The 18333-nt window shown below is 63.1% G+C and carries 16 protein-coding genes; 7 read left to right on the forward strand and 9 right to left on the reverse strand.

Annotation, left to right across the window (positions count from 1 at the left end; genetic code table 11):
• Positions 1-37: 37 nt before the first annotated feature.
• The 3 genes from lon to EV674_RS04780 all read right to left on the reverse strand — a co-directional run bounded on the left by lon (position 38) and on the right by EV674_RS04780 (position 3425).
• A complete protein-coding gene (gene lon, locus EV674_RS04770) occupies positions 38-2419 on the reverse strand; it encodes an endopeptidase La (protein WP_119012327.1) in 2382 nt (793 codons plus the stop codon).
• Between the two features lie 89 nt (positions 2420-2508).
• The gene (locus EV674_RS04775) at positions 2509-2991 is read right to left on the reverse strand and encodes an Hsp20/alpha crystallin family protein (protein WP_119012328.1); all 483 of its coding nucleotides are present in this window, start codon (positions 2989-2991) and stop codon (positions 2509-2511) included.
• Between the two features lie 5 nt (positions 2992-2996).
• On the reverse strand, positions 2997-3425 hold the full coding sequence (locus tag EV674_RS04780) for an Hsp20/alpha crystallin family protein (protein ID WP_119012245.1): 429 nt from the start codon (positions 3423-3425) through the stop codon (positions 2997-2999).
• Between the two features lie 350 nt (positions 3426-3775).
• Here EV674_RS04780 and EV674_RS04785 point away from each other — a divergent pair, with 350 nt between their 5' ends.
• Positions 3776-4642 carry a Crp/Fnr family transcriptional regulator gene (locus EV674_RS04785; protein WP_165887069.1) on the forward strand — a complete coding sequence of 289 codons (867 nt, stop codon included), beginning with the start codon at positions 3776-3778 and terminating at the stop codon, positions 4640-4642.
• On the forward strand, positions 4639-5922 hold the full coding sequence (locus tag EV674_RS04790; RefSeq protein ID WP_119012247.1) for a class I SAM-dependent methyltransferase: 1284 nt from the start codon (positions 4639-4641) through the stop codon (positions 5920-5922). The genes EV674_RS04785 and EV674_RS04790 overlap by 4 nt, the downstream gene beginning before the upstream one ends.
• 101 nt (positions 5923-6023) lie before the next feature.
• Here the strand turns inward: EV674_RS04790 and EV674_RS04795 are convergent, their stop codons facing one another.
• The gene (locus EV674_RS04795) at positions 6024-6524 is read right to left on the reverse strand and encodes a DUF192 domain-containing protein (RefSeq protein WP_119012248.1); all 501 of its coding nucleotides are present in this window, start codon (positions 6522-6524) and stop codon (positions 6024-6026) included.
• A gap of 314 nt (positions 6525-6838) precedes the next feature.
• Here EV674_RS04795 and EV674_RS04800 point away from each other — a divergent pair, with 314 nt between their 5' ends.
• Complete coding sequence (locus EV674_RS04800; protein ID WP_119012249.1) at positions 6839-9076, forward strand: NADP-dependent isocitrate dehydrogenase; 2238 nt, start codon at positions 6839-6841, stop codon at positions 9074-9076.
• Positions 9077-9161: 85 nt separating this feature from the next.
• A complete protein-coding gene (icd, locus tag EV674_RS04805) occupies positions 9162-10421 on the forward strand; it encodes an NADP-dependent isocitrate dehydrogenase (protein ID WP_119012250.1) in 1260 nt (419 codons plus the stop codon).
• Positions 10422-10427: 6 nt separating this feature from the next.
• Here the strand turns inward: icd and EV674_RS04810 are convergent, their stop codons facing one another.
• Entirely contained in the window at positions 10428-12506 is a 2079-nt protein-coding gene (locus tag EV674_RS04810) for a sodium-translocating pyrophosphatase (protein WP_119012251.1), read from the reverse strand.
• Between the two features lie 228 nt (positions 12507-12734).
• Here EV674_RS04810 and ppa point away from each other — a divergent pair, with 228 nt between their 5' ends.
• Positions 12735-13271: an inorganic diphosphatase gene (gene ppa / locus EV674_RS04815; RefSeq protein WP_119012252.1), complete on the forward strand. Its 537-nt coding sequence runs from the start codon at positions 12735-12737 to the stop codon at positions 13269-13271.
• A gap of 103 nt (positions 13272-13374) precedes the next feature.
• Here ppa and EV674_RS04820 read toward each other — a convergent pair whose 3' ends face one another.
• Positions 13375-14565 (reverse strand): GNAT family N-acetyltransferase, encoded by a 1191-nt coding sequence (locus tag EV674_RS04820; RefSeq protein ID WP_119012253.1) that lies wholly within the window; start codon positions 14563-14565, stop codon positions 13375-13377.
• An 89-nt stretch (positions 14566-14654) separates the two neighbouring features.
• On the opposite strand from EV674_RS04820, the gene EV674_RS04825 reads away from it, so the two are divergent.
• On the forward strand, positions 14655-16313 hold the full coding sequence (locus EV674_RS04825) for an NAD+ synthase (protein WP_119012254.1): 1659 nt from the start codon (positions 14655-14657) through the stop codon (positions 16311-16313).
• Between the two features lie 54 nt (positions 16314-16367).
• Complete coding sequence (locus EV674_RS04830; protein WP_119012255.1) at positions 16368-16706, forward strand: P-II family nitrogen regulator; 339 nt, start codon at positions 16368-16370, stop codon at positions 16704-16706.
• Between the two features lie 4 nt (positions 16707-16710).
• On the opposite strand, the gene EV674_RS04835 is transcribed toward EV674_RS04830, so the two are convergent.
• From EV674_RS04835 to EV674_RS04845, 3 genes are read right to left on the reverse strand one after another with little or no spacing between them, the layout of a single operon-like run.
• A complete protein-coding gene (locus EV674_RS04835) occupies positions 16711-17304 on the reverse strand; it encodes an LOG family protein (RefSeq protein WP_119012256.1) in 594 nt (197 codons plus the stop codon).
• On the reverse strand, positions 17297-17707 hold the full coding sequence (locus tag EV674_RS04840) for a diacylglycerol kinase (RefSeq protein ID WP_119012257.1): 411 nt from the start codon (positions 17705-17707) through the stop codon (positions 17297-17299). Before EV674_RS04840 ends, EV674_RS04835 begins: the two co-directional genes overlap by 8 nt.
• Before the next feature lie 53 nt (positions 17708-17760).
• Positions 17761-18327, reverse strand: a complete 567-nt coding sequence (locus EV674_RS04845; protein ID WP_119012258.1) for an RDD family protein — start codon at positions 18325-18327, stop codon at positions 17761-17763.
• Between the last annotated feature and the right edge of the window lie 6 nt (positions 18328-18333).

An 18333-nucleotide genomic window follows, 5' to 3' on the forward strand; every position in this document is an offset into this window, starting at 1 on the left:
CTGCCATCTCCCCCAAACGGCCCTCTGGGCCGTTTTTTCAGACGAGCTTGAAATCACCCTCTTGGGCCAGTGCGCGCGCGCCCAGCGCAGCGGTGATGGCGTCGTCCACCGTTTCCAGCCATGTGAAGTGCAATGCCTGGCGTGTGCTCTCGGGAACATCGTGCAGGTCTTTGCGGTTGCGGGTGGGCAGCAGCACCTCGCGCAGTCCGGCCCGTTGCGCGGCCAGCACCTTCTCCTTGATGCCGCCCACGGGCAGCACCAACCCGCGCAGGCTGATTTCGCCCGTCATCGCCAGATCGTGGCGCACTGGCCGGTCGCAGAACAAAGAGGCCAGCGCAATGAACATCGCCACACCGGCACTTGGCCCGTCTTTGGGAATCGCCCCGGCGGGCACATGAACATGCACATCCACATGCTCGAAGAGGGCTGCTGACAAGCCAAGGTCGGGCGCCCGCGACTTCACCAGCGTCAAGGCGGCCTGGGCGCTTTCCTTCATCACGTCGCCCAGCTGCCCGGTGAGGATCAGGCGTCCGCTGCCCGCCACCCGGGTGGCCTCTATGAAAAGGATGTCCCCGCCCGCTGGTGTCCAGGCCAGTCCGGTGGCCACCCCGGCCAAGCCGCTACGCAGGGCAACATCGTGCTCCACCGTGGGCGGCCCCAGCAAAGCCTCCAGATCGGCGGCATCGACGCGCACATGCGTGGCAGTGCCTTCGGCCACGCGCAGCGCCACCGCACGCATCACGCGCCCTATTTCGCGCTCGAACTGGCGCACGCCGGCCTCGCGGGTGTAACCGGTGGCCATCGCGTGCAGCGCCGCTTCGGTCAGTTCGCACTGGTCGGCACGCAAACCGCAGGCCTGCAACTGGCGGGCAAGCAGATACCGTTGAGCGATTTGTAGCTTGTCTTCCAGCGTGTAGCCGGGCAGTTCGATCACCTCCATGCGGTCGCGCACGGGTGGCGGCAGGTTGTCGATGACGTTGGCGGTGGCGATGAACAACACCCGGCTCAAGTCAAAAGGCACACCCAGGTAGTTGTCGCGGAAGGTCGAGTTCTGCTCGGGGTCCAGCACCTCCAGCAGGGCGGCGTAGGGGTCGCCGTGCAGGCTCGCTGACATTTTGTCGATTTCGTCCAGCATCATGACGCCGTCGCGTGCGCCCGCCTTGCGCAGACTCTGGACGATATTGCCGGGCATCGCGCCCACATAGGTGCGGCGGTGGCCGCGCAATTCGGCTTCGTCGTGCACACCACCGAGAGAGACCCGGACAAAAGGCCGTCCGATGGCGCGCGCCACGCTCTGGCCGAGCGAGGTCTTGCCCACGCCCGGCGGCCCCACGAAGCACAGGATCGGCGCACGGCCCTGCGGATTGAGCTTCTTCACCGCCAGGTACTCGACGATGCGTTGCTTGGCGCGCGCCAGGCCGAAGTGGTCGTTCTCCAGCGTTTGCCGCGCGGCGGCCAGGTCAATTACCCGCTCGCCCGGTTCTGCCCAGGGCATTTCGGTCATCCACTCGATCCAGGTGCGCAGCGCCGAGGCCTCGCCAGCCGCATCGTGCATGCGTTCGAGCCGCTGCAACTCCTTGCGCACATGAGCGTCCACCTCCGGGGGCATGTGCGCTGCGGAGATGGCCTCGCCGAGGCTGGCCATCTCGCGCGCGCCCTCACCGTTCTCGCCGAGCGCCTTCTTGATGGTGCGCAACTGCTCTTCCAGCAGGATGCGGCGTTGTCGGTCGTCCAGTTGCTCCTTGGTGCGGGCACCGATCTCGCGCGACAGCCGCAACACCTCCAGGCGGTGGGTCACGGTCTTCAGCATGGCACCCAAGCGCTCCTCGGTGGACAGCATCTCCAGCAGGGCCTGCTTTTCGGGCAGCTCCGTGTCCAGCAGGCTGGCCGCCAGATCGACCAGTTGCGAGGGGGAACGGGTGCCTTGCAGCAGGTGCGCCAGCTCGGCCGGTACGCCCGGCAGCAACGACAGGATCTCCGTACCGCGTTCCCGCAGCTGGATCGCCAGGGCCTCGGCCTCTGTTGAATGTTCACCGATCTCCGCCAGACGCTCGATGCGCGCAGCTAGGAAGGGATACCCCTCCACCAGTTCGATGATCCGTATGCGCTGCAACCCTTGGCACACGGCGTGGGCCTGACCATCGTCGGCCAGCTTGTGTTGCAGCACGGTGGCCAGCGTACCCACACTGCACAGGCCCGACAGCCCCGGATCGTCCTCCTGGGCATCCTTTTGCAGCACCAGCCCCACAGGTGCCTTGCAGGCCACCGCTTGCTGTAGCGCCGCGACCGATTTCGGCCTGCCCAGCGCCACGGGTGCCAGCACGTGGGGAAAAAGCACCAGATTGCGCATGGGCAGCAGCGCCACCACATCAGCCGGCAGGGCGCTGGTGCAGGCCAATGGTCTGGATTCTTCGTTCATGGGAGGTTCCTCCATCTGCTGCCGGGTTCGTCACGGCGAACGTCGCAATGCGCAGAGTGGCTTTTCGCATCGCACTCTGCGGTTTCGCATCACCCGGCCGCGCGCACCGGGATGCGTCGGCCGCGCTCGCGGTCGGCACGCGGCATCTCAATGCGCAACACGCCGTTGCGGTAGCGGGCCTGGGTGCGCTGCGCATCGACGGCGTGCGGCAGGATCAGATCGCGCTGGAAGCTGCCGTAGGCGCACTGCACCAGACGGTAGCTGCCATCGCCACTTTCCTGTTCGAGGTGCTTCTCCCCCGAGACGCTGAGCCGGTCGCCATTGATGTCGATTTGCAGGTCTTCCCGGTTCATGCCGGGCAACTCCATGCGCACGACAATGCGCTCGTCCTCCACGCGCAGGTCGGTGGCCACCAAGCCCCAACCAGCGTCATCCTCACGGCCCGCTGCATCGCTGTGGCGAAAGCGGGTGAGTGCTCCACCGGCGCGCCGGCGCAGGTCGCGCCAACCTTCTGCCAGTGAAGCCCAGGCGTGCTGTGCGCCCTGGCGCCAAGGTGCGGTCAGTGTGCCCATGGCGTTCACTGGATCGCGATCCGTTTGCTGGAGATGTCGGCCTTTTTGGGCAGGGTCAGCGCCAGGATGCCGTCTTTGTAGCTGGCCTCGACCTTGCTTTCGTCCACCGGACAGGCCAAGCTGAAGGTACGGCTGGCGTAGCCCTCCTGGCGCTCGCGGCGCAGCACGCGGCCCCCATTGCCTTTCTCTTCTTTTTCGGACTTCACCTCGGCGCTGATGGTGACTGTGTTGCCATCGACGCGCACGTCGATGTCGTCTTTCTTCACGCCGGGAATTTCGGCCTTGACGGCGTAGCTGCCGTCCTGCTCCGAAAGATCAATCTTGATGCGCGGTGCTGTTTCCGGCATGTCAAAGCGCCATGGGCGAATGAGTGAGCGGAATGCGTCGTCAAAGGGATCGAGAGCCAAGGGGTCGAGGGTGCGAAGTTCGTTCATGGTGATGCTCCTGTAAGGCAGTGGAAACAGGCCTGAGCTGGCAAGTTCGGGCTCCGAAACGCCAACACAGAAGCAATATTGCGGCGGTGGATTCTGGGCGCCATTGAGTCTGCGCAACGAGGGCACATTGAACGCTGCCCACAGCTTTCCCAAGGCCCAGGGGCAATACGACCCCGGGAGCTTCCATTGATGATAAGAATGCTCCTACCCGTTCCGGGAAATATTCCGACCTGAAGAGGTTGGGGCGTCCGACGTTTTCTTGCCACCTCGTCCGATATTCCGATCGCGATACCTGCCACATGCTGGTGGTAACCCATCTCGATCCGGAACCCCTCTTCCAGGAGCGCCCCATGGAAACCATTCCGCCCGCCATTCCTTGTCCGAACCAAGCGCCGCAGTGTGCTGCGGCATCCATTTCCACCCACGAGACGATGGCCAGGGTGCTGCAAATGTTTGAACCCGACAGCGCCGACCAGCCTGTGGCCGCGAAGTTTCCGGTGCTTCTGCGCCGCGTACATGCTGGCGAAAGCCTGGTGCATGAAGGTGCGCCAGCCGATGCGATATTTTTCGTGCGCTTGGGCACGTTCAAGGTGTTCCGGATCGCCGAGGATGGCTACGAACAGGTGCTCGCCTTCGCCGTCCGCCGCGAGGTGTTGGGGTTTGAGGCGCTCTGCGCGGCGTCCTATCCGGCTGCGATGCAGGCCCTGGAGGACTCCACTGTTTATGTGATCCCGCGGTGCGAGATCGCCCAGCTCAGCCATGCTCTGCCATCGTTTGCCCTTGTGCTACAGCGGGCGGGTAGCCTGACGCTCACCCACAGCCGTGAGCTGGTTGACATTCTGGCGGCCGTGGCTTCCGATGTGCGGCTGGCGCGCTTTCTGATTCAGCTGTCCAAACGGATGGCGGCCTGCGGTCAGTCGCCCCGTCGGTTTTTGCTGCGCATGGGGCGCCGTGAAATTGCCAGCCTGCTGGGCGTTGCGCACGAAACGGTCAGCCGGTGTTTCAGCGCGCTGGCTGCGATGGGGTTCTTGTATGTGAACGATCGTGAGATCGATATTCTCGACATGAACGGGCTCAAGGCTTTTTCGCGCAGCACCCGCCGACAGACAGACGATGCCCCCGGGCCACGCCATCCCGGCCTGGTTCGGCCAACTGCCCGCACGCCAGTACGCGCCCTGGCGCACCCCAGCGGTTTGATGCCCGGCGGTGCGATATGAACGCCTTGTCCCACTTGGCTGCATCGCTCGTTGATCGGCTTGCGGTGCCCATCGCGCTGGAATGGCCCGGCGGGCGGGCTGGCCCGGCCAACGCCCCAGTGCAACTCAAACTGCGCGAATGGCACCAGCTCGCTGCATTGCTCATGGGCCGCATCGGTAGTGTGGGCAACGCCTACGTCCGGGGTGAGCTCGACATTGAAGGGCGCTTGCGCGATGTGATGGACGTTGCCGCCGAACTGGCGCACAGCCCACTGCAGACTGCGCCTCCGACGCCCTGGACCCGCGTGCTCCGGCGGGCTCGCTCACGCCGCCTGCACCAGCGGCACCGCGATGCCGAACAGGTGCGTTTTCATTACGACCTGAGCGACGACTTCTTCGCGCTGTGGCTGGACTGTCGGCGGGTGTATTCGTGCGCCTACTACCAGAATCCAGCCATGACGCTGGCCCAGGCCCAGGAGGCGAAGCTCGAACACATCTGCCGCAAGCTGCAGCTCCAGCCTGGGCAGCGCTTCCTCGACATCGGCGCAGGCTGGGGCGGCTTGCTGCTGTGGGCTGCCGAACACTACGGTGTGCAGGCTCTGGGCATCACGCTCTCGCGCGACCAGCACGCCCATGTGCAGCGTCTGATCGAACAAAAGGGCCTGCAAGGCCGGGTGGAGATCCGGTTGCTGGACTACCGTGACCTGCCACCCACCGAGCGTTTTCACCGCATTGCCTCCATCGGGATGTGCGAACACGTCGGCATGGCCAATCTGGACGGTTACTTCGTACAGCTTTGGCAGTTGCTGGAGCCTGGCGGTCTGCTGCTCAACCACAGCATCACGGCGGGCAGCGTGCACAGCAACCCGATGGGGGCGGGTTTGAGCGAGTTCATTGAAACGCACATCTTCCCGGGCGGGGAGCTGGTGCATGTGTCGGAGCAGGCGCGCAGCCTCAGCGCCTGTGGTTTGGAGTTGCTCGATGCCGAGAACCTGCGGCCCCACTACGCGCGCACGTTGTGGGACTGGTCCCTTGCGCTGGAAAGCCAGCTGGGCCGGGCACGCGAACTGGCTGGTGAAACCGCTGTGCGGGCCTACCGCCTGTACCTGGCGGGCAGCGCCACGGCTTTCGAGCGCGGCTGGCTGTCGCTCTATCAGTTGCTGGCCTCACGGCCAGACGGCAATCTCGGCACCGGCGAGCTGCGCGGCGCGCAGTGTGGCTACCCTTTCAACCGTGCCCATATGTACAGGGAACCCCCTTTGCCCATGTTCTGCGGTGCGGGCCAAGCCACCAGCGTGTAAAGGGCGGGTTTTGATTGGCGGTGGTTGGTGGCCCGGTGGGCCGCAAACGCCTGATCCCTGCTGGCTTGGTGCGGATGTTGCAGCGCCACACGCTTTCAGCCTCAGCGCTTGAATGGTGCGCCGCTGAGCTTGAAGCCTGCCTTGATGTCTTTGTGCGCAAACCAGCCTTGGTTCATCTCCAACACGTAGCGCACCGGCTTGGTCGAGCAGTGCGAGTCCAGCGTCTGGGGCTGCATGTCAGCCAGATTGACGATGGTGCCATCGTCGGCCACAAACGCGGTGCTCAGGGGCAGTAGCGTGTTCTTCATCCAGAAGCACTGCGTGGCGGGCTGCTCAAAGACGAACAGCATGCCCTCGTGCAGGGGCATGTTTTGCCGGTGCATGAGCCCGGTCTGGCGCTCTTGCGGTGCCTGGGCCACTTGGGCATCAATGCGGTGCATGCCTGCGTTGAGTTCCACGCGGGGCAGGTTCAGTTGCGGGCCGTCTTGCGCGCTGGCGGTGGCCAGGGTGAAGGGCAGCACGCTGGCCAGCACGGCGGTGCGGACATGGGAACGCCAGGAGCGCGACGCGGCAGTGCGGGAGGCTGCGGTTGACAAATACATGGTGCAGGCTTTCAGGCAAAAAGTGCTGGCAGGAAGGGGTAACAGCGCCACCAGCACAGTGGCTGGTACGCAGGCGTGCCATTGTGAATCAGGCATGCCAGCGGCGTCTGGGTGGGCGTAGGCACGGCTTGGGTGAGTTGGGTGCAAAAAAATTTCGCCAGAAATATGACAAATTTCATATCGTAAGATTGGGGCGCCCGAAAACCGGTTTGCGTGCTGGCCCCTGAAGCAAAATCAGCCCGCATTCCGCGCCCCTGACTGCCGGCCTGTGACGCAGACGGTAGCGTTTACATACTTATTCCTGGAGATAAGCGATGAGTACCCAGCAACCCACCATCATTTACACCCTGACCGACGAGGCGCCTCGTCTGGCCACGGCATCCTTTTTGCCCATCGTGCGCACGTTTACCGCACCCGCAGGCATCAACGTGGTCGAGAGCGATATTTCGGTCGCTGCCCGGGTGCTGGGGGAGTTTCCTGAATACCTGGCAGACGATCAGAAGGTGTCCAACAACCTGGCCGAACTCGGTCGCCTGACGCTGCTGCCCGACACCAACATCATCAAGCTGCCCAACATCAGCGCCTCGGTGGGCCAGCTGATTGCCTGTATCAAAGAGCTGCAAAGCAAGGGCTACGCGGTGCCCGACTACCCCGAAGATCCCAAGACCGACGAAGAAAAAGCCATCCGTGCGCGCTACGCCAAGTGCATCGGCAGCGCTGTGAACCCCGTGCTGCGCGAAGGCAACTCTGACCGCCGCGCACCCAAGGCCGTCAAGGAATACGCCCGCAAGAACCCGCACAGCATGGCCGAGTGGAGCCAGGCCTCGCGCTCGCACGTCTCGCACATGCACGCTGGCGACTTCTACCACGGCGAAAAGTCCATCACCCTGGACCGCGCCCGTGACGTGAAGATGGAGCTGATTACCAAGAGCGGCAAGACCATCATCTTGAAGCCCAAGGTGTCGCTGCTGGACCGCGAAATCATCGACAGCATGTTCATGAGCAAGAAGGCGCTGGTCGAGTTCTACGAAAAAGAAATCGAAGACGCGCACAAGACGGGCGTGATGTTCTCGCTGCACGTCAAGGCTACGATGATGAAGGTGTCGCACCCCATCGTGTTCGGCCACTGCGTGAAGATTTTCTACAAGGATGCGTTTGCCAAGCACGGCAAGCTGTTTGAAGAGTTGGGCGTGAACGTGAACAACGGCATGGCCAACCTGTACGAAAAAGTGGCCACCTTGCCCACAGCCCAGCGCGAAGAAGTGCTGAAAGACCTGCACGCTTGCCACGCCACCCGCCCTGAACTGGCCATGGTGGACTCGGCCAAGGGCATCACCAACTTCCATTCGCCCAACGACATCATCGTGGACGCCTCCATGCCCGCCATGATCCGCAACGGCGGCAAGATGTGGGGCGCCGATGGCCGCCTGAAGGACGTGAAGGCCGTGATGCCCGAATCGACCTTTGCCCGTATCTACCAGGAGATGATCAACTTCTGCAAATGGCACGGCGCCTTCGATCCCAAGACCATGGGCACCGTGCCCAACGTCGGCCTGATGGCCCAGCAGGCCGAAGAGTACGGCTCGCACGACAAGACGTTTGAAATCTCGGAAGACGGCGTGGCCAACATCACCGACTTGGCCACCGGCGAAGTGCTGCTCAGCCAGAACGTGGAAGCGGGCGACATCTGGCGCATGTGCCAAGTCAAAGACGCCGCCATCCGCGACTGGGTGAAGCTGGCCGTGACGCGGGCGCGCAACTCGGGCATGCCGGTGGTGTTCTGGCTGGACGCCTACCGTCCGCACGAAGCGCAGCTCATCACCAAGGTCAAGATGTACCTGCACGAGCACGACACCACCGGTCTGGACATCCAGATCATGAGCCAGGTGCGCGCCATGCGCTACACGCTGGAGCGCGTGATCCGTGGTCAGGACACCATCAGTGCCACCGGCAACATCCTGCGCGACTACCTCACCGACCTGTTCCCCATCATGGAGTTGGGCACCTCGGCCAAGATGCTCTCTATCGTGCCCCTGATGGCTGGTGGCGGTATGTACGAGACCGGCGCGGGCGGCTCTGCGCCCAAGCACGTACAGCAGCTGGTGGAAGAAAACCACCTGCGTTGGGACTCGCTGGGTGAGTTTTTGGCGCTGGCCGTGTCGCTGGAAGACCTGGGCATCAAGAAGAGCAATCCCAAAGCCAAGGTGCTGGCCAAGACCCTGGACGCTGCCACAGGCAAGCTGCTGGACAACAACAAAAACCCATCGCCCAAAACCGGCCAATTGGACAACCGTGGCAGCCAGTTCTACCTGGCCATGTACTGGGCCCAGGAACTGGCAGCGCAGACCGACGACGCCGAGTTGGCACAGCAGTTTGCCCCGCTGGCCCAGCAGCTGGCTGACAATGAGGCCAAGATCGTCGAAGAGCTGAACGCCGTGCAGGGGCACCCCGCTGACATTGGCGGCTACTATCAGCCTGACTTGGCCAAACTGGACGCGGTGATGCGCCCCAGCCCCACGCTGAACGCTGTCCTGAAGACCGTGCAAGCCTGAGCCTGAGACGGCTGTGAGATGAAGCACTTGGCCCCGCGTGTCGGGGCCAAGTGCTTGTCTGTTTGTTTTATTGGAGTCCCCATACATGACCACCTACCAGCACATCCAGGTGCCTGCTGAAGGCCAGAAAATCACCGTCAACGCGGATATGTCCCTCAATGTGCCGGACCAGCCCATCATTCCGTTCATTGAGGGCGATGGCACGGGTGCCGACATTACGCCTGTGATGATCAAGGTGGTCGATGCCGCCGTGGCCAAAGCCTATGGTGGCCAGAAAAAAATCCAGTGGATGGAGGTGTATGCCGGTGAGAAGTCCACCCGGGTGTACGGCCCCGATGTCTGGCTGCCCGAAGAAACCCTGAGCGCCGTGCGCGACTACGTGGTGTCCATCAAGGGCCCACTGACCACGCCCGTGGGCGGCGGCATCCGCTCGCTCAACGTGGCACTGCGCCAGCAGCTGGACTTGTACGTCTGCCTGCGCCCCATCCAGTATTTTGACGGTGTGCCTTCGCCCGTCAAAGAGCCGCACAAGACCAATATGGTCATCTTCCGTGAAAACTCGGAAGATATTTATGCAGGCATCGAGTTTGAAGCCGGATCTGACAAGGCCAAAAAGCTCATCGCGTTTTTGCAGAACGAGATGGGCAGCCAGAAAATCCGCTTCCCCGACACCTCGGGCATCGGCGTCAAGCCCGTCTCGCGCGAAGGCACAGAGCGCCTGGTGCGCAAGGCCATCCAGTACGCCATCGACAACGACAAGCCCAGCGTGACCATCGTGCACAAGGGCAACATCATGAAGTTCACCGAAGGCAGTTTTCGGGATTGGGCCTACGCCCTGGCCGCCAGGGAGTTTGGCGCTGAACTGATCGACGGCGGCCCGTGGATGAAGTTCAAGAGCCCCAGAACGGGCAAAGACATCACCATCAAAGACAGCATTGCCGATGCCTTCTTGCAGCAGATTTTGCTGCGCCCGGCGGAATATTCGGTCATTGCCACGCTGAACCTGAACGGCGACTACATCTCTGATGCCCTGGCTGCGCAGGTGGGCGGCATTGGCATTGCGCCGGGCGCCAACCTGTCTGACACGATTGCGATGTTCGAGGCCACCCACGGCACCGCACCCCGGTACGCGGGCAAAGACTACGTCAACCCCGGCTCTGAAATTTTGTCCGCCGAGATGATGCTGCGCCACATGGGTTGGACGGCGGCGGCTGACCTCATCATCAGTGCCATGAAAAAGTCGATTGCCAGCAAAAAGGTGACCTACGACTTTGCCCGCCTGATGGACGGTGCCATGCAGGTGAGCTGCTCGGGTTTTGGCAAAGTAATGATCGATAACATGTGAGCCCCTTCAACCCGCGTGGAGCTTCACCACCAACGGCACGATGAGCAGTGCCACGATGTTGATGATCTTGATGAGCGGGTTGATGGCCGGGCCAGCGGTGTCTTTGTAGGGGTCGCCCACCGTGTCGCCGGTGACGGCGGCCTTGTGCGCCTCTGAGCCCTTGCCGCCGTGGTGGCCGTCTTCGATGTATTTCTTGGCGTTGTCCCAGGCGCCGCCGCCGGTGCACATCGAAATGGCCACGAACAAGCCGGTGACGATGGTGCCCATCAGCAGCCCGCCCAATGCTTTCGGGCCCAGCAGCAGGCCGACGGCAATCGGCACCACTACGGGCAGCAGGCTGGGGACGACCATTTCCTTGATGGCGGCGCTGGTCAGCATGTCCACCGCACGGCCATATTCAGGCTTGGCCGTGCCTTCCATGACGCCGGGGATGTCGCGAAACTGGCGCCGTACCTCGACCACCACGGCGCCAGCCGCGCGGCCTACCGCTTCCATGGCCATGGCGCCAAACAGGTACGGAATCAGCCCGCCGATGAACAGGCCGACGATGACCATCGGGTCACTCAGGTTGAAGCTGATGGCCTGGCCGTAGCTCTCGAGCTTGTGCGTGTAGTCGGCAAACAGCACCAGCGACGCCAGACCCGCCGAGCCGATGGCGTAGCCCTTGGTGACGGCCTTGGTGGTGTTGCCGACGGCGTCCAGCGGGTCGGTCACGGCGCGCACCTCGGGGGGCATGTCAGCCATTTCGGCGATGCCGCCGGCGTTGTCGGTAATCGGCCCGTAGGCATCCAGTGCCACCACGATGCCGGCCATGGAGAGCATGGCGGTGGCGGCGACGGCAATGCCATACAGGCCCGCCAACTGGTACGACACCAGGATGGCGATGCAGACAAAAATCACCGGCCAGGCGGTGGAGCGCATCGACACGCCCAGGCCCGCAATGATGTTGGTGCCGTGGCCGGTGGTCGATGCCTGCGCGATGTGCTGCACCGGGGCGTATTGCGTGCCGGTATAGAACTCGGTGATCCAGACCAGCGCGGCCGTCAGCACCAGGCCAGTGGCGCAGGCGCCAAACAGCCGCAGCTGGCTGGCGCTGACGGCAATGGCGTTGTCGGGTATGAGCCAGTGGGTGACGAACCAGAAGGCGATCAGCGAGAGCACGCCGGCCACGGCCAGGCCTCGGTACAGCGCGGGCATGACGTTTTTCATGCCGGGCGAGGCCTTGACGAAAAAGCAGCCGATGATCGACGCGACGATGGACACGGCGCCCAGCGCCAGCGGGTAGAGCACGGCGCTGACCGGGGCGCTGGCCACCATCAGCGCGCCCAGCACCATGGTGGCGATCAGGGTGACGGCGTAGGTCTCGAACAGGTCGGCCGCCATGCCGGCGCAGTCGCCCACGTTGTCGCCCACGTTGTCGGCGATCACGGCAGGGTTGCGCGGGTCGTCCTCGGGGATGCCGGCCTCGACCTTGCCCACCAGGTCGGCGCCCACGTCGGCGCCCTTGGTGAAGATGCCGCCGCCCAGTCGGGCAAAGATGGAAATCAGCGACGAGCCAAAGGCAAAACCAATCAAAGGGTTGAGTTGGCTGGCCAGCGTGGCATCGGCCACCGGGTGGTTGCCCACCAGGTACCAGTAAAACCCGGTCACGCCCAGCAGGCCCAGGCCCACGACCAGCATGCCCGTGATGGCGCCGCCGCGAAACGCCACGTCCAGGGCCGGGCCGATGCCTTGCGTGGCCGCCTGCGCGGTGCGCACGTTGGCGCGCACCGATACGTTCATGCCAATAAAGCCGCAGGCGCCCGAGAGCACAGCGCCAATGATGAAACCGACGGCGGTTTTAACGTCCAGAAAGACGCCGATGAGGAGGGCCAGCACCACGCCGACGATGGCAATGGTTTTGTATTGCCGCGCCAGGTAGGCCGCAGCGCCCGCCTGGATGGCGGCGGCGATCTCTTGCATCCGGGCGTTGCCCGGGTCTTTGGCAAGGATCCAGCCACGGGCCCAGATGCCGTAGGCCACCGCGATCAGCCCACACACCAGGGCCAGGAGAAGGGGGGAAGTCAGCGCTGTCGTGGCGGCCATGCTTTGCTCCGGTGGTATCGCGGGAACCGCGAAACGGGAGCCACAACGCACGGGTTATGCCTCCGCTGCGTTGCTTCCTCGCCCACCATGCCGGGGGGCGATTGGCCAACCGGGCCAATTTACCGCTGAAATCGGGCTTTGCAAGCGGGCTGAAAGGGGCGAGCCGGTAAAATCAGGGTTAATCCCGACGGGGATTCTTGGCCTTTATCAACCACACGACCGACAACCATGTCCCTCAACAACGTCACTCCCGGCAAAAACATTCCCGAGTCTTTCAACGTGGTCATTGAAATCCCCATGGATTCTGACCCGATCAAGTACGAAGTGGACAAGGAATCGGGCGCTATTTTCGTGGACCGTTTCATGACCACGGCCATGTACTACCCCTCCAACTACGGCTACGTGCCCCAGACCCTCAGCGGCGACGGCGACCCGGTGGACGTGCTGGTCATCACCCCCTACCCACTGCTGCCCGGCGTGGTGGTGCCCTGCCGTGCGCTGGGTATCCTGAAGATGGAAGACGAAGCTGGCATCGACGGCAAAGTGCTGGCCGTTCCCACCAACAAGGTGCTGGCCATGTACTCGGCCTGGAAAGACATCGGCGATGTGAACCCCATGCGCCTCAAAGCCATCAGCCATTTCTTTGAGCATTACAAAGACCTGGAAGAAGGCAAGTGGGTCAAGGTGCTGGGCTGGGAAGGCATTGAGGCCGCCCACAAAGAAATCACCGACGGTCTGGCCAACTACCAGCAGTCCCAAGCCTGATCCTGGGCGGCGCAGACTGCCCGCCACATCCCCCAAAAAAAGCCTGCCGGCCTGTGCCCGCAGGCTTTTTTTCATGGGTGCAGGCCAGTAATGGCGGGGCAGGTTATGGCTGTTTCAGCGGGCTGCGCGATTGCAAATGTTCCAGGTACTGCGCAACGCCAGTGCTTTCGCGCTCCAGAAAGCGATCCACCGCGTCGGCGAAGGCCGGATGTGCCAGCCAGTGTGCGCTGTGGGCGGGCACTGGGAGCAGGGCGCGGGCCATTTTGTGTTCGCCCTGGGCGCCGCCTTCAAAACGCTGTATCCCGTGCGCGATGCACCACTGCAAGGGCTGGTAGTAGCAGGCCTCAAAGTGCAGGCAGTCCACGCGCTCCAGGGCGCCCCAATAGCGGCCATAAGCGATGGGGGTAGGTGATTTGAGATCATTTTGGCCCCCAGCGCTTGCTGGGTCAGCGCTTACAGCTATCAAACTGCTAGCAATGGCACGACCCGCCCGCTCGGCAATGAACAGCACCCAAGTCTCTGCCATGTCGCTGTGCATGTGCGCAAAGAACGCGCGTGACAGGTAGGGCAGATTGCCGTGTTCCAGGTAGGTGCGCTCGTAGCAGCGGTAAAAGAAATCCCAGTCGGCGGGTGTGATGTCGGCACCGCGCAGCCAGCGGAAAGTGACGCCCGCTTCGGTCACACGGCGGCGCTCCTGGCGGATTTTTTTGCGCTTTTCCTGGGTCAGGCTGGCCAGGAAATGCTCAAAGTCGGTGTAGTCGGCGTTGCGCCAGTGAAACTGCACCGTGTGGCGTTGCAGCAGCCCCTCGGCAGTGCAGGCGATCAGATCGCCATCGCTGGCGAACAGCACGTGCAGCGATGACAGGCCCTGGCCTGCGCACCAGTCGCGCAGGGCCGCCACCAGAGCGCGGCGCAGGGTGGCATCGCGTGCCAACAGCCGCGCACCGGGCACGGGGGTGAAAGGCACGGCCACCACGGCCTTGGGGTAATACGCCAGACCGTGCGCGTGGTAGGCGTTGGCCCAGGCGTGGTCGAACACGTATTCGCCATACGAATGGTCTTTGATATACACCGGGCACGCTGCCACCAGCACACCCGCCTGCCAGAGGGTGAAAAACTGCGGCGCCCAGCCCGTGGCCGCAGTGGCGCTGGCGCTGGTGTGCAGGGCCGCCAGGTATTCATGGCGCATGAAGGGCGTGGCGTGTGGCTGTGCGGCCAGCAGCTGGTTCCAGGCGCTGGCGTCAATGTCCAGCACGGTGTTGAACACGCGGGTGATAATTGCGCCTTCAGCCACGGCCGCTCCTGTAGCGGCAGTCTGCCACCTGACCAGGCCCGGTGGGCAAGGCACTATCCATTTCGGCCACGGCGACCGTTTTCCATTCCATGACGCTCTCCATTTGCACTGCGCAGCTTAATTTTGTCGTGGGCGATATGCCCGGCAATGCCCAAAAAATCATTGACGCTGCCCGCCAGGCCCATGCGGCTGGCGCACAGCTGTTGCTGACGCCCGAGCTGGCCATCTGCGGTTACGCCGCTGAAGACCTGTTCTTGCGCCCGGCTTTTCTGGCCGCTTGCGATGATGCCGTGAAAACCGTGGCCCGCGAGACCGCAGGGTTGAACGGCCTGGCCATCGTGCTGGGCCACCCCCAACGCGTTACCGGCCATGCCAGCGCCCGTCCGTCTTGCCACAACGCGGCCAGCGTACTGCGCCATGGCCTGGTCGAGCACACCTACGCCAAGTGGGAGCTGCCCAATTACAGCGTTTTTGACGAACGCCGCCATTTCACACCGCTGCGCCAGCCCTGCGTTTTCGAGGTGGCGGGTGTGCGTGTGGGCTTGCTGATTTGCGAAGACGCCTGGCTGGAGGCGCCCGCGCGCGCTGCGGCACAGGCCGGGGCCGAGCTGCTGGCGGTCATCAACGCCTCGCCCTTCCACGCGGGCAAAGCCGCCGAGCGTGAGCAGACCATGCGCGAGCGCGTGCTGCAAACCGGGCTGCCACTGGTCTATGCCCATATGGTGGGCGGCCAGGACGAGTTGGTGTTCGATGGCCGCTCTTTTGCCCTGAACACCGATGGCATCGTGGCAGGCCGTGCCCCCGGATTTATAGAAAAACTGGTGTTTACGCAGGCGCAGCGGGCGCAAGCAGCTATCAAAATAGAAGCGGATGTGGCTCCCCAAGCCACGCTGCACGCCGAGCTGTGGGACGCGCTGGTGCTGGCTGTGCGCGACTATGTCGGCAAAAACCGCTTTCCGGGCGTGCTGCTGGGCTTGTCGGGCGGCATGGACTCGGCGCTGGTGCTGGCCATTGCGGTCGATGCGCTGGGGCCGCAGCGTGTGCGCACGGTGATGATGCCGTCGCCCTACACAGCGGACATCAGCGGCATGGATGCCAGCGAGATGGCGCAGCGCCTGGGTGTGCACTACGAAGAAATCGCCATTGCGCCGCAGTTTGAAGCCTTCAAAGCGGCGCTGGCCGCTGACTTTGCCGGGCGCGCTGAAGACACCACCGAAGAAAACCTGCAAGCGCGCATCCGGGGCACGCTGCTCATGGCCTTGTCGAACAAGTTCGGCGCCGTGGTGCTGACCACCGGCAACAAAAGCGAGTTGGCCACGGGCTACTGCACCTTGTACGGTGACATGGCCGGTGGTTTTGCCGTCATCAAAGACGTGCCCAAAACCATGGTGTATGCGCTGGCACGCTGGCGCAACCTCAACGACCCCTACGGCACCGGCCACAACCCCATCCCCGAGCGCATCATCACCCGGCCCCCCAGCGCCGAGTTGCGTCCCGACCAGAAAGACCAAGACAGTCTGCCGCCTTATGAAGTGCTCGACGCGATCGTGGAGCGTTATATGGAAAATGACGAGCCCATAGCGGCCATCATTGCTGCCGGATTTGCGTCCGCCGATGTCGAGCGTGTCACGCGCCTGATTCAGGTGAATGAATACAAACGCCGCCAGGCGCCGCTGGGGCCCCGGGTGACGCAGCGCAGTTTTGGCAAAGACTGGCGCTACCCCGTTACCAACCGCTTTCGCGCCTGAGCGCACGCAGCCCGTGGCGCTGCACCGAATTACATGTTCCCAGGAGTTCTCACTATGAAAATGATCACCGCCGTCATCAAGCCCTTCAAACTGGAGGAAGTCCGTGAGGCATTGGCCGATTGCGGCGTCACGGGCCTGACGGTCACGGAAGTCAAAGGCTTTGGCCGGCAAAAAGGCCACACCGAACTGTACCGGGGTGCCGAGTACGTGGTGGACTTTTTGCCCAAGGTAAAAATTGAAGTGGTGGTCAAGAGCGAGGACCTGGATCGCTGCGTGGACGCCATCGTGAATGTGGCCCGCACCGGCAAAATCGGCGACGGCAAGATTTTCATTACCCAGGTGGAGCGCGTGGTGCGCATCCGTACCGGCGACCTCGACGAATCGGCGATTTAAGCCCTCAAATCACTGCTTGCAGCGCTGTCTCTGGTGCATCGGTGCGTATGTCTTGCACCAGAGAGCGCAGCAGGACATCGGTTTCCTGGCCGGTTTGTACCAGTCCCATTTGCCATTCACCGATGAAGCCGCTGGCAACGCTGTGCTGCAGAAAGGCCAGCATGGCGTCGTAATAGCCCGCCACGTTCAGCAGCCCGATAGGCTTGTCGTGGTAGCCCAATTGGCGCCAGGTCCAGACTTCAAACAGTTCTTCAAAGGTGCCTATCCCGCCGGGCAGGGCCAAAAAGGCATTGCTGCGCTCGGCCATCAAGGCTTTGCGTTCGTGCATGGTGCGCACGATGTGCAACTCGTCGCAGGCGTGGCGCGCATGTTCTTTGTCCACCAGCGATTGCGGGATCACGCCCACCACGCGGCCACCAGCGGCCTGGGTGGCATCGGCCACGGTGCCCATCAGCCCGCTGCGCCCGCCGCCATACACCAGTTGCCCACCGTTGGCACCTATCCAGGTGCCGACAGCGCGCGCCGCCTGGGCAAACAGTGCGTTCTCGCCAGGGCGCGAGCCGCAATAAACACAAATCGAAAAAGCCGGTTCAGCCATGGAGAAACCTCTGGTAAATCGCGCTGGCCCAAATGCCCACGCACAGCAACAAACTGAGTAAAACGGCGGCGCTTCCCATGTCCTTGGCCCGTTTGGACAGTGCGTGCCATTCGGGCCCGATGCGGTCAATGGCCGCTTCAATGCCACTGTTGAGCAGCTCTACCACCATCAGCAGCACAACCGAGCCTGCCAGCAGGGCCACTTCAGTCCAGCCACGACCCAGCCACACCGACAAGGGCAACAGCACCAGCGCTGCGCTGGCCTCTTGGCGAAAGGCCGCTTCACCCCAGCCAGCGCGCAGCCCGTCCAGCGAATAGCGCGTGGCATGCCACAGGCGGTGCAGGCCGGTGCGGTTTTTCTGGGCGTTGGTGGGTTCGTGTGGAGCGGGAGGGGGGTGCGACATGGGCGGAGTTTTGCGCCAGCTGCCTGAAGGTGCTGGAGGCCGTGAAGGTGTTTTCAGACGGGTTTGTTTCTTCGGGCCGCATCGAAATGCACCAGCCGGGTGCCTGCCAGTGCATCGTGCAAAAACTGGCGCTGCGGATGAAAGCGGCTCAGAATGGCCCAAACCGCTACCCAGCCCAATACGATGACCGTGATTTCCGGGCCTGAAAGCGCAAAGGGCGCAACGCCCAGCAAGGGTGGCAGAAACCACAGCCAGCTCAAGACGTAGCGCCACAGTGCGCGCCCTTGGCTCAGTGGTTGGCCTTGTGCATCAACTGCGCGGATGTGCCAGGTTTTCATGGCCAGTGTTTGCCCTTTGGCCCAAAACCAGGTGAAGTAAATGCCAAACACCACAAACAAAAAGCCTTGCAGTGCGTGCCGGTTGTCCAGCGCGTGGCGCGTTTGGCTGAGGGTGCTGAACAAATAGCCCGCAATGAAGACCACGCCAAACATCAGCAGCCCCTCGTAGAGCCAGCATGCCATGCGCCGTGGCAGGGGCGGAGCTTGCAGCAAGGTGGATTCAGGGGCTGTCGGCCCAGCCTGGGGGTGCTGCCGGGATGGGCGCGATGGCGAGGCGTGCATTCAGAA

The sequence above is a fragment of the Simplicispira metamorpha genome (assembly GCF_004341365.1).
GTDB lineage: Bacteria > Pseudomonadota > Gammaproteobacteria > Burkholderiales > Burkholderiaceae_C > Simplicispira > Simplicispira metamorpha.

Coding starts and splice junctions, on each gene's coding strand:
- lon (WP_119012327.1), bottom strand. CDS start 2,419: ATGAACGAAGAATCCAGACCATTGGCCTGCACCAGCGCCCTGCCGGCT.
- EV674_RS04775 (WP_119012328.1), bottom strand. CDS start 2,991: ATGGGCACACTGACCGCACCTTGGCGCCAGGGCGCACAGCACGCCTGG.
- EV674_RS04780 (WP_119012245.1), bottom strand. CDS start 3,425: ATGAACGAACTTCGCACCCTCGACCCCTTGGCTCTCGATCCCTTTGAC.
- EV674_RS04785 (WP_165887069.1), top strand. CDS start 3,776: ATGGAAACCATTCCGCCCGCCATTCCTTGTCCGAACCAAGCGCCGCAG.
- EV674_RS04790 (WP_119012247.1), top strand. CDS start 4,639: ATGAACGCCTTGTCCCACTTGGCTGCATCGCTCGTTGATCGGCTTGCG.
- EV674_RS04795 (WP_119012248.1), bottom strand. CDS start 6,524: ATGTATTTGTCAACCGCAGCCTCCCGCACTGCCGCGTCGCGCTCCTGG.
- EV674_RS04800 (WP_119012249.1), top strand. CDS start 6,839: ATGAGTACCCAGCAACCCACCATCATTTACACCCTGACCGACGAGGCG.
- icd (WP_119012250.1), top strand. CDS start 9,162: ATGACCACCTACCAGCACATCCAGGTGCCTGCTGAAGGCCAGAAAATC.
- EV674_RS04810 (WP_119012251.1), bottom strand. CDS start 12,506: ATGGCCGCCACGACAGCGCTGACTTCCCCCCTTCTCCTGGCCCTGGTG.
- ppa (WP_119012252.1), top strand. CDS start 12,735: ATGTCCCTCAACAACGTCACTCCCGGCAAAAACATTCCCGAGTCTTTC.
- EV674_RS04825 (WP_119012254.1), top strand. CDS start 14,655: ATGACGCTCTCCATTTGCACTGCGCAGCTTAATTTTGTCGTGGGCGAT.
- EV674_RS04830 (WP_119012255.1), top strand. CDS start 16,368: ATGAAAATGATCACCGCCGTCATCAAGCCCTTCAAACTGGAGGAAGTC.
- EV674_RS04835 (WP_119012256.1), bottom strand. CDS start 17,304: ATGGCTGAACCGGCTTTTTCGATTTGTGTTTATTGCGGCTCGCGCCCT.
- EV674_RS04840 (WP_119012257.1), bottom strand. CDS start 17,707: ATGTCGCACCCCCCTCCCGCTCCACACGAACCCACCAACGCCCAGAAA.
- EV674_RS04845 (WP_119012258.1), bottom strand. CDS start 18,327: ATGCACGCCTCGCCATCGCGCCCATCCCGGCAGCACCCCCAGGCTGGG.